14 protein-coding genes and 1 riboswitch are annotated in these 16,403 nt (G+C 69.0%); of the genes, 11 read left to right on the top strand and 3 right to left on the bottom strand.

All coding sequences use genetic code 11. The features are described 5' to 3' along the window. Positions 1–49: 49 nt before the first annotated feature. A complete protein-coding gene (locus GZ64_RS0108130) occupies positions 50–1,429 on the bottom strand; it encodes an MFS transporter (RefSeq protein WP_021198824.1) in 1,380 nt (459 codons plus the stop codon). Between the two features lie 153 nt (positions 1,430–1,582). Here GZ64_RS0108130 and GZ64_RS0108135 point away from each other — a divergent pair, with 153 nt between their 5' ends. From GZ64_RS0108135 to GZ64_RS0108175, 9 genes are all read left to right on the top strand, one after another. Beyond that, positions 1,583–3,067: a fumarylacetoacetate hydrolase family protein gene (locus tag GZ64_RS0108135; protein ID WP_036331203.1), complete on the top strand. Its 1,485-nt coding sequence runs from the start codon at positions 1,583–1,585 to the stop codon at positions 3,065–3,067. Further along, the gene (locus GZ64_RS0108140; protein ID WP_021198826.1) at positions 3,064–3,777 is read left to right on the top strand and encodes a GntR family transcriptional regulator; all 714 of its coding nucleotides are present in this window, start codon (positions 3,064–3,066) and stop codon (positions 3,775–3,777) included. The genes GZ64_RS0108135 and GZ64_RS0108140 overlap by 4 nt, the downstream gene beginning before the upstream one ends. Continuing rightward, the gene (gene hpaE, locus GZ64_RS0108145) at positions 3,774–5,270 is read left to right on the top strand and encodes a 5-carboxymethyl-2-hydroxymuconate semialdehyde dehydrogenase (RefSeq protein ID WP_021198827.1); all 1,497 of its coding nucleotides are present in this window, start codon (positions 3,774–3,776) and stop codon (positions 5,268–5,270) included. Before GZ64_RS0108140 ends, hpaE begins: the two co-directional genes overlap by 4 nt. A 91-nt stretch (positions 5,271–5,361) precedes the next feature. Next, entirely contained in the window at positions 5,362–6,525 is a 1,164-nt protein-coding gene (gene hpaD, locus GZ64_RS0108150) for a 3,4-dihydroxyphenylacetate 2,3-dioxygenase (RefSeq protein WP_021198828.1), read from the top strand. 10 nt (positions 6,526–6,535) lie between these two features. Beyond that, positions 6,536–7,321, top strand: coding sequence for a fumarylacetoacetate hydrolase family protein (locus GZ64_RS0108155; protein ID WP_029260485.1), 786 nt, complete (start codon positions 6,536–6,538; stop codon positions 7,319–7,321). Further along, positions 7,306–8,106: an HpcH/HpaI aldolase family protein gene (locus tag GZ64_RS0108160; protein WP_029265847.1), complete on the top strand. Its 801-nt coding sequence runs from the start codon at positions 7,306–7,308 to the stop codon at positions 8,104–8,106. The genes GZ64_RS0108155 and GZ64_RS0108160 overlap by 16 nt, the downstream gene beginning before the upstream one ends. Positions 8,107–8,219: 113 nt before the next feature. Further along, positions 8,220–9,449 carry an MFS transporter gene (locus GZ64_RS0108165; RefSeq protein ID WP_029265849.1) on the top strand — a complete coding sequence of 410 codons (1,230 nt, stop codon included), beginning with the start codon at positions 8,220–8,222 and terminating at the stop codon, positions 9,447–9,449. Between the two features lie 38 nt (positions 9,450–9,487). After that, positions 9,488–10,210 carry a DUF6882 domain-containing protein gene (locus GZ64_RS0108170; RefSeq protein WP_029265851.1) on the top strand — a complete coding sequence of 241 codons (723 nt, stop codon included), beginning with the start codon at positions 9,488–9,490 and terminating at the stop codon, positions 10,208–10,210. Between the two features lie 90 nt (positions 10,211–10,300). Next, positions 10,301–10,858, top strand: a complete 558-nt coding sequence (locus GZ64_RS0108175) for a hypothetical protein (RefSeq protein ID WP_029265853.1) — start codon at positions 10,301–10,303, stop codon at positions 10,856–10,858. Between the two features lie 79 nt (positions 10,859–10,937). Here GZ64_RS0108175 and GZ64_RS0108180 read toward each other — a convergent pair whose 3' ends face one another. Next, positions 10,938–11,816 (bottom strand): bifunctional methylenetetrahydrofolate dehydrogenase/methenyltetrahydrofolate cyclohydrolase, encoded by an 879-nt coding sequence (locus tag GZ64_RS0108180; RefSeq protein ID WP_029265856.1) that lies wholly within the window; start codon positions 11,814–11,816, stop codon positions 10,938–10,940. Positions 11,817–11,940: 124 nt separating this feature from the next. Further along, positions 11,941–13,215: a serine hydroxymethyltransferase gene (glyA, locus tag GZ64_RS0108185; protein ID WP_021198835.1), complete on the bottom strand. Its 1,275-nt coding sequence runs from the start codon at positions 13,213–13,215 to the stop codon at positions 11,941–11,943. Between the two features lie 40 nt (positions 13,216–13,255). Continuing rightward, positions 13,256–13,340, bottom strand: a riboswitch (ZMP/ZTP riboswitch). A 107-nt stretch (positions 13,341–13,447) separates the two neighbouring features. Between glyA and GZ64_RS0108190 the strand changes: the two genes are divergently transcribed. Both GZ64_RS0108190 and nagA read left to right on the top strand, forming a co-directional pair. Next, a complete protein-coding gene (locus tag GZ64_RS0108190) occupies positions 13,448–14,959 on the top strand; it encodes a family 20 glycosylhydrolase (RefSeq protein ID WP_029265858.1) in 1,512 nt (503 codons plus the stop codon). Beyond that, a complete protein-coding gene (gene nagA / locus GZ64_RS0108195; RefSeq protein ID WP_029265860.1) occupies positions 14,956–16,128 on the top strand; it encodes an N-acetylglucosamine-6-phosphate deacetylase in 1,173 nt (390 codons plus the stop codon). The genes GZ64_RS0108190 and nagA overlap by 4 nt, the downstream gene beginning before the upstream one ends. Positions 16,129–16,403: the final 275 nt, after the last annotated feature.

Raw genomic sequence — 16,403 nt, forward strand, 5'->3', positions numbered from 1 at the left:
GCAGACGACAGGAAGCGCGACGGGAGCACGTCATGCCATCCGCGCGAGGTCAGGCCTTGGCGAGTCCGTAGATCGGGCTGACGGACTGCTCTTCCTCATGATCCGGTCCGAGCGGGATGCCCGAGCGGTCGCGGAGCAGCAGGGTCGCGACGAGACCCAGTACGGTCATTCCGGCCAGATACCAGGTGACGGCCCCCGTCGAGCCGGTCGCCTTCACGATGGCCGTCGCGATCGTCGGGGCGAACGCACCGCCGGCGATGGCGCCGATCGCGTACGAGATCGAGACACCGGAGAACCGGATGCTCGCGGGGAACAGCTCGGCGTACAGCGCCGCCTGCGGACCGTAGGTGAATCCGAGGCCGATCGTGAGGATCGCCAACCCGGCGAACAGCAGGCCGATCTCGCCGGTGTTGACCAGCGGGAACAGCGTGAACACACCGACCAGCTGCAGCGCCCAGCCGACGATGTACGTCGTGCGGCGGCCGATGCGGTCGGACAACCACCCCGCGAGGAGCGTGGTGAGCAGCCAGGTGACCGCAGATCCGGCGACCGCCCAGAGCACGGGGCCGCGCTCGAGGCCGATGGGGCCGGCGGGGTCCGTGGCGTACCCCTGGATGTATCCGCCCGTGGTCATGTAGCCCACGGCGTTGTTGCCGGCGAACACGAACGCGGCGATGATCACGAGCAGCAGATGCTTGCGGAACAGCTGCGCGATCGGCATCCGCGCCTTCTCCTTGCGCGCGGCGAGCTCGGTGAAGACCGGGCTCTCCTCGACCTTGCGGCGCACGTAGTACCCGACGAGGATCAGCACCACGCTGAGCAGGAACGGCACACGCCAGCCCCACGCGAGGAACTGGTCGCCGGGGGCGATCACCGTCATGAGCGCCATCACACCCGAGGCGAGCAGGAGGCCGAGAGGCACGCCGATCTGCGGGGACGCGCCGAAGATGCCGCGCTTCTTGCGGGGCGCATGCTCGACGGCCATCAGCACGGCACCGCCCCACTCACCGCCTGCCGAGATGCCCTGCACGATGCGCAGCAGCACCAGCAGGATCGGCGCCATCAGTCCGATGGTCTCGTACGTGGGCAGGATGCCGATGAGGGCGGTGGCCGCACCCATCAGGATCAGCGTCCACATCAGCACGGCCTTGCGCCCGAGCTTGTCGCCGTAGTGGCCGGCGAGGAAGGCGCCGAGGGGACGGAACAGGAAGCTGACACCGACCGTGGCGAAGCCGATCAGGGCGCTGTTCTCGCCGAGCGGGGCGAAGAAGAGCTGACCGAACACGAGCCCGACGGCCGTGGCATAGATGAAGAAGTCGTACCACTCGACCGTGGTGCCGACGACGGTGGCGAACACGACACGGCGCCGATCGGCCGCTGTCGCGATGGTTCCGGTGGGCGTGAACCCAGCCTGTGACTGCCCACTCATGGGGTGTCTCCTTTGGTTGTGACCGCATTGTCACGGCGTGCAGCGGAGCGGATCCGAAGTGCTTGCCGAGGGGTGAACCGATGATATATGATTTCGAATACGACGCACAAGGCGTCACGCACGACATCGCAGACGAGCGCAAGGAGGCGCCCCGTGACGGCCCCCATCACCCGCCCCGGCAAGATCATCGCGATCCACCTGAGCTATGCCTCGCGCGCCGACCAGCGCGGCAGGCGCCCTGCCTCCCCTTCCTACTTCTTCAAGCCGGCCAGCTCGGTCGGCGTCTCCGGTGGCACCGTCGAGCGCCCTGCCGGCACCGAGCTGCTCGCCTTCGAGGGCGAGATCGCTCTCGTGATCGGCACTCCCGCCCGCCGGGTCTCGCTCGACGACGCCTGGGACCACGTCGGCTGGGTCACCGCCTCGAACGATCTCGGCCTGTACGACCTGCGCGCGAACGACAAGGGCTCGAACGTCCGCTCCAAGGGCGGCGACGGATACACGCCGCTCGGCCCCGACCTCATCGACGCCCGCACGGTCGACCCCGCCGCCCTCCGGGTGCGCGCCTGGGTGAACGGAGAGCTCCGTCAGGAGGACACCACCGCCGGCCTCATCTTCCCGCTCGCGCAGCTCGTGGCCGACCTGTCCCAGCACTTCACGCTCGAGCCCGGCGATGTGATCCTCACCGGCACTCCCGCCGGTTCTTCGGTCATCGTCCCTGGCGACGTCGTCGAGGTCGAGGTGGATGCCCCGGAGGCCCCCGGCGCTCCGACCTCGGGCCGTCTCATCACCACCGTCACGCAGGGCGAGATGCCCTTCGACGGCGACCTCGGATCGCTCCCCGCCGTCGACGACCTGCAGCGCACAGAAGCGTGGGGCTCTCGCGAGGAGGCAGGCCTGCCGCCCCTCGAGAAGACGCACGGGCTCTCCCCCGAGCTGCGCGCCCAGCTCCTCGAGGCGCCGACGGCCGGTCTGTCGGCGCAGCTCCGCAAGCGTGGACACCACTCCTGCTTCATCGACGGCGTGTCCGTGAACATCCCCGGCAGCAAGATCGTCGGCACCGCGAAGACGCTGCGCTTCGTGCCGTTCCGCGAAGACCTCTTCGCCTCCCACGGCGGCGGCTACAACGCCCAGAAGCGCGCGTTCGACGCCGTGGAAGAGGGCGAGATCATCGTGATCGAAGCCCGAGAGGATGCCACGACCGGCACCCTCGGCGACATCCTCGCCCTGCGCGCGAAGGTCCGCGGAGCGGCCGGGGTCGTCACCGACGGGGGCGTCCGCGACTTCGACGCCGTGGCCGAGATCGGTCTCCCCGTGTTCTCGCAGGGCGCGCATCCGTCCGTGCTCGGCCGCAAGCACGTGCCATGGGATGTGGACGTCACGATCTCCTGCGGCGGCGCGACCGTGCAGCCGGGCGACATCATCGTCGGCGACAGCGACGGCGTGATCGTCATCCCCCCGGCGCTGGCTGCCGAGGTCGCGGCGAGCGCCGTCGCGCAGGAGATCGAAGACGCCTGGATCGCCGAGCAGGTGGCCGCCGGCCACCCCGTCGACGGGCTGTTCCCTCTGAACGCCGAGTGGCGAGCCCGCTACGAGGAGGCCATCTCGGACCGGAGCGCCGGCGATCGGAGCGCACGATGACCACGACGGCGGCCAGCAAGTCCGAGGTGGCTTACGAGTGGCTCCGCTCCCGCATCACGGGTCATATGTTCAGCCCTGGATATCGTCTGGTGCTGGGATCCATCGCGGACGACCTCCAGATGAGCGTCGTCCCGGTGCGCGAAGCCATCCGCCGCCTCGAAGCCGAAGGACTCGTGACGTTCGAGCGCAACGTCGGCGCACGCGTGACCCTCGTCGACGAGAGCGAATACGCCCACACCATGCAGACGCTCGGCCTCGTCGAAGGCTGCGCCACCGCGCTCTCCGCTCCCCTTCTCGACGACGCCGCCCTCGATGAGGCCACCCGCATCAACGAGCGGATGGCGCAGATGCTCGACCAACTCGACGCCCACGCCTTCACCGAGCTCAACCGCCAGTTCCATTCGGTGCTGTTCGAGCCGTGCCCCAACCCGCATCTGCTCGATCTCGTGCACCGCGGCTGGTCGCGGCTCTCCGGCATCCGCGACACGACGTTCGCATCGATCCCCGGACGCGCCCAGCACTCGGTCGAGGAGCACACCGAGATCCTCGATCTCATCCGCGCGGGTGCCGACCCTCTCGAGATCGAACTCGCCGCCCGCAACCACCGCTGGCGCACCATGGACGCGTTCCTCGACGCGCTGCACGCCCGTTCCACCCAGACGACTTCCGACCAGACGACTTCTGCCCAGACGACCGGAGAATTCTCATGACCGATTCGCGCATCCCCGCCGACCTCCCCGACCACATCCAGCACTACATCGACGGCGCATTCGTCGACTCCGTCGATGGAGACACGTTCGACGTGCTCGACCCGGTCACCAACCAGGCGTACACGACGGCCGCAGCGGGCAAGAAGGCCGACATCGAGCTCGCCGTCGCCGCCGCGAAGCGCGCGTTCGATGAGGGCCCCTGGCCGCGCATGCTCCCCCGCGAGCGGTCGCGGGTGCTGCACAAGATCGCCGACATCGTCGAGTCGCGCGATGCGCGTCTGGCCGCGCTCGAGTCGTACGACTCGGGCCTCCCGATCACGCAGGCACTGGGTCAGGCCCGTCGCGCCGCCGAGAACTTCCGCTTCTTCGCCGACCTGATCGTCGCGCAGTCCGACGACGCCTTCAAGGTGCCAGGGCGCCAGATGAACTACGTCAACCGCAAGCCGATCGGCGTCGCCGGGCTCATCACACCGTGGAACACGCCCTTCATGCTCGAGTCGTGGAAGCTCGGTCCCGCGCTCGCGACCGGCAACACGGTCGTGCTGAAGCCTGCCGAGTTCACGCCGCTCTCCGCGTCCCTCTGGGCAGGCATCTTCGAGGAGGCGGGGCTGCCGAAGGGCGTCTTCAACCTCGTGAACGGCCTCGGCGAGGACGCGGGCGACGCGCTCGTGAAGCACCCCGACGTGCCGCTCATCTCCTTCACGGGTGAGAGCTCGACCGGACAGCTCATCTTCGGCAACGCCGCGCCGTTCCTCAAGGGGCTGTCGATGGAGCTCGGTGGCAAGTCGCCCGCCGTGGTCTTCGCCGACGCCGACCTCGAGGCCGCCGTGGACGCCACGATCTTCGGCGTCTTCTCCCTCAACGGCGAGCGCTGCACGGCTGGATCCCGCATCCTCGTCGAGCGCTCGATCTACGAGGAGTTCGTCGAGCGCTACGCCGCTCAGGCGAAGCGCGTCAAGGTCGGCTACCCGCACGACCCCGCCACGGAGGTCGGTGCCCTCGTTCACCCCGAGCACTACGAGAAGGTCATGAGCTACGTCGAGATCGGCAAGACCGAGGGCCGCCTCGTCGCCGGCGGCGGTCGTCCCGAGGGTTTCGAGGAGGGCAACTTCGTCGCGCCGACCGTGTTCGCCGACGTCTCCCCCGACGCCCGGATCTTCCAGGAGGAGATCTTCGGACCCGTCGTCGCGATCACGCCGTTCGACTCCGACGAGGAGGCGCTGTCGCTCGCGAACAACACCAAGTACGGACTCGCCGCCTACATCTGGACCAACGACCTCAAGCGGGCGCACAACTTCGCGCAGTCGGTCGAGGCCGGCATGGTGTGGCTGAACAGCAACAACGTGCGCGACCTCCGCACCCCGTTCGGCGGCGTGAAGGCCTCGGGTCTCGGTCATGAGGGCGGCTACCGCTCGATCGACTTCTACACCGACCAGCAGAGCGTGCACATCACGCTCGGACCCGCCCACAACCCGACCTTCGGCAAGAACTGACCCACTGTCTCGTTCCGGTCGCACTCTCCGCCGCCCCACCGACGCGGATGCGACAGAGAGTGCGACCGGAACCTCACGCAAGGACGCTGACATGACACACCGCGACGACATGACCCTGACCTCCTCCGGCTTCTACGTCTCCCAGGAGGCGCCGATCCGCTCCGAGAACCCCATCGCGACGCCGCAGAGCTCGCCGCCGGACATCCTCCGCTGCGCGTACATGGAGCTCGTGGTCACCGACCTCGCGGCCTCGCGGCAGTTCTACGTCGACATCCTGGGCCTGTACGTGACCGCGGAGGACGACGAGGCGATCTACCTGCGGTCGACGGAGGAGTTCATCCACCACAACCTGGTGCTGCGCAAGGGCCCGATCGCCGCCGTGGCCGCCTTCTCGTACCGGGTCCGCACTCCCGAAGACCTCGACCGCGCGGTGGAGTTCTACACCGAGCTGGGCTGCGATGTGCGACGCGATGAGAACGGCTTCGTCACGGGCATCGGAGACTCGGTGCGCGTGGTCGACCCGCTCGGCTTCCCCTACGAGTTCTTCTACGCGACAGAGCACGTCGAGCGGATGTCGTGGCGCTACGACCTGCACATCCCCGGCGAGCTGGTGCGGCTGGACCACTTCAACCAGGTCACCCCCGATGTGCCGCGCGCCGTGGGGTTCATGCAGGATCTCGGATTCCGCGTCACGGAGGACATCCAGGACGACGAGGGCACCGTCTACGCCGCCTGGATGCGCCGCAAGCCCACGGTGCACGACACGGCCATGACCGGCGGCGACGGCCCCCGCATGCACCACGTGTGCTTCGCGACCCACGAGAAGCACAACATCCTCGCGATCTGCGACAAGCTCGGCGCGCTCCGCCGCTCCGACTCGATCGAGCGCGGCCCCGGGCGTCACGGCGTCTCGAACGCCTTCTACCTCTACCTGCGCGACCCCGACGGCCACCGCGTCGAGGTGTACACGCAGGACTACTACACGGGCGACCCCGACAACCCGGTCATCACGTGGGACGTCCATGACAACCAGCGTCGCGACTGGTGGGGCAACCCCGTCGTCCCGTCCTGGTACACGGATGCCTCGCTGGTCCTCGACCTCGACGGCAACCCGCAGCCGGTCGTGGCCCGTACCGACGACTCCGAGATGGCGGTCACGATCGGCGCCGATGGTTTCTCGTACACGCGTGCGGACGACGACAAGGACATGCCCGAGTACAAGCAGGGCGAGTACAAGCTGGGCCACCAGCTCTAAGGGGGCACGGATGCTGTCAGCAGAGACGATCACGCAGATCGCGGCGGAACTCGCGGAGGCCGACCGCACGCACTCCGTGATCCCGCGCATCACGGCTCGGTACCCGGAGGCCACGGTCGAGGACTCCTACGCGATCCAGGGGGTCTGGCGCGACTCGCAGATCGCCGCGGGCCGTCGACTCGTCGGTCGCAAGATCGGATTGACCTCGAAGGCGATGCAGCAGGCCACGGGCATCACCGAGCCGGACTACGGGGTGATGTTCGACGACACGGTCTACGACTCGGGAGCCGATATCCCGGTCGACCACTTCTCGAACGTGCGCATCGAGGTCGAGCTCGCCTTCGTGCTGAAGACCCCGCTCGAGGGCCCCGACTGCACCCTCGACGACGCTCTCGCGGCGATCGACTACGCCGTCCCCGCGCTCGAGGTGCTGAACTCGCACATCGAGCTCGAGGGCCGCACGATCGTCGACACGATCAGCGACAACGCGGCGTACGGCGCGATGGTGCTCGGCACCGTGCGCAAGCGCCCCGATGAGATCGACCTGCGCTGGGTTCCCGGTGTCCTCTCCCGCAACGGTGAGATCGAGGAGACCGGTGTCGCCGCCGGGGTGCTCGGTCACCCGGCCACCGGGGTCGCCTGGCTCGCGAACAAGTTCCATCAGCACGGCGCGCGTCTCGAGGCCGGAGAGATCATCCTGGCAGGATCGTTCACACGCCCGATGTGGGTGTCGCGTGGCGACGAGGTGCTGTGCGATTACGGACCGATGGGAACAATTGCATGCCGCTTCGTCTAGCCCCTTCGTTCCGCGAGCAGATCGCGGACTCCGATCGCCCCTTCGTCGGCATGTGGGTCTGCTCCGGCAGCCCGCTGCTCGCCGAGGTCGCCGCGGGGTCGGGACTCGACTGGCTCCTGATCGACATGGAGCACTCGGCGAACACGCTCGAGTCCGTGCTCGTGCAGCTCCAGGCTGTCGCCGCGTACCCGGTCGCCCCGCTCGTGCGGGTGCCGTCGAACGACACCGTCGCGATCAAGCAGATCCTCGACCTCGGAGCGCAGAACCTGATCGTGCCGATGGTCTCCTCCGCAGACGAGGCCCGCGCCGCCGTCGCGGCCACCCGCTACCCGCCCGAGGGCGTGCGCGGAGTGGGCAGCGCCCTCGCCCGCAGCGCGCGCTGGAACCGTGTCGATCGCTACCTGCAGGAATCGGCGCAGCACATCTCGCTCACGGTGCAGATCGAGACGGCGGCGGGCGTCGAGGCCGCAGCCGACATCGCCGCGGTCGACGGCGTCGACGCGGTTTTCGTCGGCCCTTCCGATCTGTCCGCGTCGATGGGCCTGCTCGGCCAGCAGACCCACCCCGAGGTCACGGCTGCCGTCGAGAAGGTCTTCGCCGCGGTCAAGGCGGCAGGTAAAGCCGTCGGCGTCAACGCGTTCGACCCTGCAACCGCCGACGCCTACTTCGCCGCCGGTGCCGACTTCGTGGCCGTCGGGGCGGATGTCGCTCTGCTCGCACGGGCGTCCGAGGCTCTGGCCGCGCGCTTCATCGCCACCGACGACTCCTCCCGCGCCAGCTACTGACCTTTCGAATCGCGCACGTGGCTGTGTCCAGGATCTGGATGCAACCGTCTGCGCGATTCGAACGACTCCCGCCCGTGGCAGGATAGCCGGGTGCACAGGAGCGAGGTCGTGAGGTGAGCCGCGGGCTCGCCGCGATGCAGGACCGCAACTTCCGCTGGTTCTTCCTCGCCCGGGCGATCACGATGATCGCCGGGTCGATGTCCTCGATCGCCCTCGCCTTCGCGGTCCTGGAGATCGACAACGACGCGCGATCGCTGTCCTTCGTGCTCGCCGCCTTCACGGTGAGCAACATCGTGTTCGTGCTGTTCGGCGGCGTGATCGCCGACCGACTCCCCCGGGCGCTGATCATCCAGGCCTGCTATGTGGTCGACATCCTGTCGATCGGCACGATCGCCGCGCTCCTGTTCACCGGCAACGCCACGATCCCGCTCCTCGTGATGCTCTCGATCGTCAACGGCGCTTCGACGGCGTTCGTGCTGCCGGCGATGCAGGGCATCATCCCGCAGCTCACGACTCCCGAGCATCTGCAGCAGGCGAACGCGATGCTGTCCTTCGTGCGCTCAGCCGTGACCATCGGCGGCCCGATCATCGCGGGCGTCCTGGTGGCGACCGCGGGCCCGGCCTGGGCGATGGTCGTGCAGGCGACCGGATGGGTGATCGCGATCCCGGTGCTGGCCCTGGTGAAGCTCCCTCCCCCGTCGCACGCGGGCGGCACCACGATGTTCCACGACCTCCGCATCGGATGGCGGGAGTTCTGGAGTCGCTCATGGCTGTGGACGATCGTGCTGGCCTTCATGGTCATGAACGCCATCCACGTCGGCGCCTGGGGTGTCGTGGGCCCGTACATCGCGAAGAACAACGATCTGCTCGGCATCACCGGATGGGGCTGGGTCGTGAGCGCCGAGGGCGCCGGTGTGCTGCTGATGACGCTGCTGCTGATGTGGTTCCCGCTGCGACGACCGCTGCGCTACGGCATGATCGGCATGGCCGCCTTCGCGATCCCCGTGACGATCCTGGGCGTGCACCCCGCGGTGGTCCTGCTCGCCATGGCCGCGTTCATCGCGGGGGCGGGGGCCGAGGTCTTCAGCACGGGGTGGAACCTCGCGATGATGGAGAACATCCCCGGCGAGAAGCTCTCCCGGGTGTCGAGCTACGACATGCTCGGCAGCTTCGTCGTGATGCCGATCGGCACGCTCGTGTACGGCTGGCTGATCACACATGCCGACCCCGCGACAGTGCTCATCGCCTCGGGTGCCGTGTACGCGGTGATCGCGCTGGCCACCCTGATGGTGCCGAGCGTCTGGCGGATGGGACGCCCGGAAGCCGCGACGATCTCCGCGTGAACTAGCGGATTCATAGCATCGACCGCGAGACTGTCGGCATGACCTTCGCCGCGCTCCAGCCCCTCGCCGATCGTGCCGCCCTCTTCGTCGCACTCCGTCAGGATGCTCTCTCCGCCGCCGCCGATGCCCTCGGCGAGCACCGCTGGGACGCGGACCTGGCTGCCGGCACGCTGACCTTCACGGCCGACGCCGATCCGTCCCGCCAGCTCGTGGCCCGCGCGCACCTGATCGCGACGATCGCACCGGGACCCCGGTCGCTGCTGTGGGCCTGGGCACACCCGAGCGGCGACCCGCAGGGAGTCGCCGCTCAGCTGCACGCATACGGCAATGAGCACGGCATCGCCGAACTCACCACCGCCGAGGTCGCGTTCCCCGCCGAGGTCTCCGGCGACGACGAATGGATCGCCCAGGCGGCCCACACGGTCGGCGGCGTCGCGGTGGAGCTCACCGGGCGTTCCCCCTACTATTCCGCCCCGGTCGGCAACGGAACGCGGGCGGTCTTCCTGCTCGACGCTCCGCTCGCGCCGCTCACGGTGGCCGATGCGGTCATCGCGCTCCCCCGCGTGCTCTCCGCCGCCGTCCTGCCCGATGCACGCACGGCGGTCTGGGACCTCGCCCGCCTCGCGGGCTGGACGCTCTCCTGGACCGATGAGGCGTTCTCCGGGGCGACGGTGTCGGATGCCACGGGAACCGCGACGTTCCGCTTCGACGAGCAGGCCCGCATCAGCGGGATCGAGAGCACACTGCACAGTCAGGGGTGATCGGGCACGCTCAGGGGTGATCGGGCACAATCAGGGGTGATCGGGCACGCGCAGGGGTGATCTGCCCTGGAGGTGTGGGATTCTGGGCGCATGAAGAACGGAATCGTCCGGTTCGCCGCGCTCTACGTGTTCGACGTCGCCGTGCTGCTGCTGATCGGCCTGCTGCTGCCCGGTGTGTCGGTCGGTCTGAACGCGCTGTGGGCGTCCGTCATCCTGACCCTCGCCGCCCTGTTCGTGAAGCCGCTGCTCGCCGGGGCCTTCCGCACGTCGGCCGCGAAGTCGGCCGCCGAGCGCACCAGGACCGGCGAGAAGGTCGTGCAGTACGTCCTGGTGTATCTCGTCGAGCTCATCATCTGGGTGCTCACGGTGTGGCTGAGCGGGGTGCGTGCCTCCGGCTTCTGGGCGTTCGTGCTGCCGCCGCTCGCACTGCTGTTCGGCTGGATGATCTACGACCAGATCGACGATCGGCTGCGGGCGAAGGCGGGCGAGATCTACGATTCGGTGCAGGCACGCGTGCAGGGAGGCGCGAAGGCCCCATCCTCCGCGCCCGCCGCGCCGTCGGAGTCGCCGGAGACCCGCGCCGCCCGTGACGAGCTCCGCGACGGGCTGACGCCCGAGCAGCGACGGATGCTCGACGAACTGGGCTGATCCGGGCGGTACGCGCCCGGAGCGAGGAAAGGCGCCCTCCCGTCACCGGGCGGGCGCCTTTCTGCGCGAAGGGTCGTCGTCAGAGCGACCGTTCGGCCGCTTCCACGACGTTGGTCATGAGCAGCGCGACCGTCATCGGGCCGACACCTCCCGGGTTCGGGGAAATGTAGCCCGCCACGTCGGCGACATCGGGGGCGACGTCGCCGAACACGAGGCTCTTCCCCGTCTCCTCGTCGGTCTCGCGCGTCACACCGACGTCGAGAACGGCCGCGCCGGGCTTCACGTCCTCCGCGCGGATCAGGTGCTTCACGCCGGCCGCGGCGACGATCACGTCGGCCTCACGCAGGTAGCGCGGCATGTCGACGGTGCCGGTGTGCGTGAGGGTGACCGTGGCGTTCAGGTCGCGCCGGGTGAGCAGCAGTCCGATCGAGCGTCCGATCGTGACGCCGCGCCCGACCACCACGACATGCTTGCCGTTGAGGTCGTAGTCGTTGCGCAGCAGCAGCTCGATGACCCCGCGCGGCGTGCACGGCAGCGGCGTGTGGATCGGGCCGTTGACGTTCAGCACCAGGCGCCCGAGGTTGGTCGGGTGCAGGCCGTCGGCATCCTTGGCCGGGTCGATCCGCTCGAGGATCGCGTCGGTGTCCAGGTGCTTCGGCAGCGGCAGCTGCACGATGTAACCGTGGCAGGCCGGGTCGGCGTTGAGGTCGTCGATCAGTGCTTCGACGTCGGCCTGGGTCGCATCCGCCGGCAGCTCGCGCTGGATCGAGTTCATCCCGATCGCCTCGGACTGCCGATGCTTCATACCCACGTACAGCTGCGACGCCGGGTCGGCGCCCACGAGCACGGTGGCGATCCCGGGCGTCACCCCCTTGCTCTTCAGCGCGGCGACGCGCTCGGTGAGCTCGGCCCGGATCGCGGCCGAAGCCGCCTTCCCGTCGAGGATCTTCGCGGTCATGGTGTCTTCCTTACGTCGTCACCGCCGAGTGCACGGCCTCCCGTCGAGCGCACGGCTTGTTCACGTCGACAAGCCGTGCGCTCGGCAGTACCCCGTGCACTCGCGAGAGGGAGGTGCTGCGGAATTACTGCTGCAGGTCCGGGTAGAGCGGGAACGCGGCGGCCAGGGCGTCGACGCGGGCGCGCAGGGCCTCGACGTCGGCCCCCGGGAGCAGCGCGAGGGCGATGATGTCGGCCACCTCGGTGAACTCGGCATCGCCGAAGCCGCGGGTCGCGAGCGCGGGCGTGCCGATGCGCAGGCCCGAGGTCACCATGGGCGGACGCGGGTCGTTCGGGACGGCGTTGCGGTTCACGGTGATGTGGATGTCGTGCAGGAGATCCTCGGACTGCTTGCCGTCGATCTCGGCGTCGCGCAGGTCGACCAGAACCAGGTGCACGTCGGTGCCGCCCGAGCGTACGGAGATGCCGGCGTCCTTCACGTCCTGCTGCGACAGGCGCTCGGCGATGAGCTTCGCCCCGCGCAGCACACGCTCCTGGCGCTCCTTGAACTCGGGGGTGCCGGCGAGCTTGAACGCCGTGGCCTTGGCCGCGATCACGTGCATGAGCGGTCCGCCCTGCTGCCCGGGGAACACCGCGGTGTTGATCTTCTTGGCGAGCTCGGCGTCGTTGGTGAGGATGAAGCCCGAGCGCGGGCCGCCGATCGTCTTGTGCACGGTCGAGGAGACGACGTGTGCGTGGGGCACCGGGTTCGGGTGCAGACCTGCGGCGACCAGACCGGCGAAGTGCGCCATGTCGACCCAGAGCAGCGCGCCGACCTCGTCGGCGATCTCACGGAACGCCGCGAAGTCCATCGTGCGCGGGTAGGCCGACCAGCCGGCGATGATGACCTTCGGCTTGTGCTCGATCGCGAGGCGACGCACCTCCGCCATGTCGATCGTCGAGGTCTCGGGGTCGACACCGTAGGCGACGATGTCGTACAGACGGCCGGAGAAGTTGATCTTCATGCCGTGCGTGAGGTGGCCGCCCTGGTCGAGGGACAGACCGAGCAGGGTGTCGCCGGGACGGGCGATCGCGTGCAGGACCGCCGCGTTCGCGGAGGCGCCGGAGTGCGGCTGCACGTTCGCGAACTCCGCACCGAACAGGCTCTTGGCCCGCTCGATCGCGAGGGACTCCGCGACGTCGACCTCTTCGCAGCCACCGTAGTAGCGGCGTCCGGGGTAGCCCTCTGCGTATTTGTTCGTGAGCACGGAGCCCTGCGACTGCAGCACCGAGACGGGCACGAAGTTCTCCGACGCGATCATCTCGAGGAAGGTCTGCTGACGCTTCAGCTCGCGATCCAGGACCTGAGCGATCTCGGGGTCGACCTCGGAAAGCGGGGCGTTGAAGTAACGGTCGGTCATGATGACGTGCTCCTTTGACAACGGATTCGAAAGGGGTGTTCCTATCGGCCCAGGCGCGCGGTCGAATTCCGTGGTCAGTCGCTCCCCGGTGGTAGTCCACCCAGACGCCAGTCGCGACGGTTACGAGCATAGCCGATGCGAGCCGCCGCGCACGCTGCCGTCTCATGGCGGTCGCAGAATCGATTCGAGTTCTGCCATTCCGCTGAGCGGCACCGACGGGTAGGTTTTGTTCATGGTCCTTCCTCATCCTCTTCCGCTCGTTCCCGTGCCCGTGTCCGCCGTCGCACGAGAGGGACGGATGCCGATCACCGCGAAGACGCGCGTGCGCGGTTCCTCCCCCGCAGCCGCCCAGCTGATCGACGCGGTCGAGCGCCGCAGTGGCATCCGGCTCTCCGTCGTCGACGAGGCCCTCGCCGACATCGAGTTGATCGTCGACCCGGAATCCTCGGCGCCGGAAGGCTACACACTCGAGATCGGCGATCAGGCCATCGTCGTCGGGGCCGACGAGGCAGGGCTCTTCTACGGTGTGCAGACACTGCTGCAGCTGCTGCGCCAGGACGACTCCGGTTGGGCGCTGCTCCGCGCCGACGTCGCGGACTCCCCGCGCTTCCCGCGACGGGGCGTCATGCTCGACGTCGCCCGGCACTTCTTCGGCGTCGACGATGTGAAGAGGTTCATCGACAGCACGAGTGCGCTCAAGTTCAACCACCTGCACCTGCACCTGAGCGACGACCAGGGGTGGCGCGTGCACATCGACTCCTGGCCGCTGCTCACCGAGCGCGCCTCCGGCACGTCGGCGAACGGCGACCCCGGCGGCTTCTACTCGAAAGACGACTACCGCGAGCTCGTGGCGTACGCCGCCTCGCGCCACATGATCGTGATCCCCGAGATCGACCTGCCCGGGCACACCCACGCGATCGGCGTGGCCTACCCCGAGCTCGTCGAGGCGCCGGTGCTGAACGACAACCTCATCGCGGATTCCGCGCGTCTGGGCCAGCCGTTGCCCGTCGCCGGCGAGACCTACCTCGGCTGGGGTGTCGGCCATTCCAGCGTCCGCATCCACGAGGAGCGCACGTACGAGTTCGTGCGCGACGTCGTCCGCGAGTTGGCCGAGATGACGCCGGGGCCGTACATCCACATCGGCGGCGACGAGTCGCTCGGCACTCCCCAGGCCGACTTCGATCTGTTCGCCGCGCGTGCGACCTCGATCGTCGTGGAAGAGGGGAAGATCCCGATGGCCTGGCACGAGATGGGCTCCGCGGCGAACATCGCCGAGGGCACCGTCGGGCAGTACTGGGGGAAGACCACGCCCGAGGGCACTCACGCCGAGGAGGCCGCCCATTTCGTCGATCGGGGCGGCGCTCTCCTCATGTCGGCGGCTGACGTCACCTACCTCGACATGAAGTACGCGGAGGACTTCCCCCTCGGACTCACCTGGGCGGCGATCATCGACGTCCGCTCCGCCTACGAGTGGGAGCCCACCGCGGTGCTCGACGTCCCCGAGGCCGCGATCCTCGGTGTGGAGGCCCCTCTCTGGTCGGAGACCACCCGCACGATCGACGAGGTCGAGCAGCTGGTCTTCCCGCGCGCCGCTGCGCAGGCCGAGGTCGCCTGGTCGCCACGAGAGGCACCGGAGCGCACGTGGGAGTCGTTCCGCCTGCGGGTCGGGTCGTTGGCGCCGCTGTGGAAGGCTGAAGGGGTCGATTTCCACCCCGCAGACGAGATCCCCTGGAGCGCACGTTGAGCACCCACTCCTCTTCGACCGGTTCGCTGGTCATCCACTCCGCGCGGATCGTCGATCGCGGCGACATCGTCGAGGACGGCTGGATCCGGGTCGAGGACGGTGTCGTGACGGCCCGCGGGACGGGATCGGAATGGACGCCGGCGGACGAGATCGTCGACGCGACCGCCGTCGCCGGCGCGGGCGCCCTGCTCACTCCCGGCTTCATCGACATCCACGGGCACGGAGGCGCCGGTGCCGCGTTCGACGACGGCGTGGAGGCGATCCGCACCGGACGAGACCTGCACCGCGCGCACGGCACCACCCGCGCGGTCATCTCGCTCGTGACCGCGTCGCTGGACTCCCTCGCCCGCAGTGTCGCGCTCATCGCGGATCTGACCGAGACGGATACCGACATCCTGGGATCGCACCTCGAAGGGCCCTTCCTCGACCCCGGGCATCACGGAGCCCACGAACCCTCGCTTCTTCGCCATCCGGCGGCCGCGGATGTCTCCCGCCTCCTGGATGCCGGCCGCGGCACCGTCCGTCAGGTCACCATCGCGCCGGAGCTCCCCGGCGGGATCGACGCGATCCGACAGATCGTGGCAGCGGGTTCCGCGGCCGCCGTCGGCCACACCGATGCGGATGCCGCCATGGCGATCGCCGCGTTCGAGGCGGGAGCCTCCATCCTCACCCACGCGTTCAACGCGATGCCGGGGATCCATCACCGCGCCCCGGGGCCGGTTCTCGCGGCGGCGGCCGATCATCGTGTGGTGCTCGAGGCCATCGCCGACAACGTGCATCTGGACCCGCACGTCGTCAAGCTCGTCTTCGACTCCGCCCCCCGTCGGGTCGCGCTGATCACCGATGCGATGGCGGCCGCCGGGAGTGCCGACGGCCACTACGACCTCGGCGCGGTGAGCGTCACGGTGCGCGACGGCTTGGCGAGGGCTGACGACACCGGATCGATCGCCGGATCGACGCTGACGCAGGACGTGGCCCTGCGGCGGACGGTGCAGGCAGGCGTGTCGCTGCCCGAGGCCGTCCGCGCGCTCACGGAGACGCCGGCACGGGCGATCGGCCGCGATTCCGCTCTCGGCGGTCTGCGCAACGGGATGCTCGGCGACGCCGTGCTCCTGGATGCGGAACTGCGCGTCGCGCGCGTGTGGTCAGGACCCCGGCTGCTCGTCTGAGACGGCGCCGCGCGCGACGCGCAGCTCTGCGCTCTCCGGTCATGCATGTGTGACGGGGCGGGAGGCCGCCGTTCCCCAGATCGGCGGCCTCGTTCCCCCTCGTGAGACGGGCGGCCGGGTTCTCCTCCCCCGAGGATCCCGACCTGCCCGACCAGTGCGAATGCCCCCCGCACCAGTGCCTGGATCCCGCCCCCCGGTGGGATCCTCACGGCTGTCTCTATGGGATGAGACGACGCTCCTCCCGATTCATTACGCGACTTCTCGAAATTCCTTCG

This window comes from Microbacterium sp. Cr-K32 (assembly GCF_000708345.1).
Classification (GTDB): domain Bacteria; phylum Actinomycetota; class Actinomycetes; order Actinomycetales; family Microbacteriaceae; genus Microbacterium; species Microbacterium maritypicum_A.